Source organism: Methylobacterium sp. D54C (genome assembly GCF_053345595.1).
Genome location: NZ_JBKFAK010000263.1, coordinates 1 through 282, shown reverse-complemented (window position 1 = coordinate 282; position 282 = coordinate 1). Strand labels below are relative to the sequence as shown.

Annotated in this window: 1 protein-coding gene; it reads right to left on the bottom strand. The window is 64.5% G+C overall.

Going from position 1 to position 282, the window contains the following annotated elements; all coding sequences use genetic code 11:
- Window positions 1-282, bottom strand: a 282-nt coding sequence (locus ACLBYB_RS33445) for an ATP-binding cassette domain-containing protein (RefSeq protein ID WP_447701452.1), incomplete at both ends; no start/stop codon positions are given.

The window sequence follows — 282 nt, the reverse complement described above, 5'->3', positions numbered from 1 at the left end:
GAGTAGGTGGTGAGCGCGCCGGCGTCGATCTCGATGATCTTGGTGACGATGCGGTTCATGAACTCGCGGTCGTGCGAGGTCATCAGAAAGGCGCCGTCGTAGCCCTTCAGGAACGATTCGAGCCAGATCAGGCTCTCGATGTCGAGGTGGTTGGACGGCTCGTCGAGGAGCATCACGCCCGGGCGCATCAGCAGGATGCGGGCGAGCGCGACGCGCATCTTCCAGCCGCCCGAGAGGGCTCCGACGTCGCCGTCCATCATCTCCTGGCTGAAGCTCAGCCCG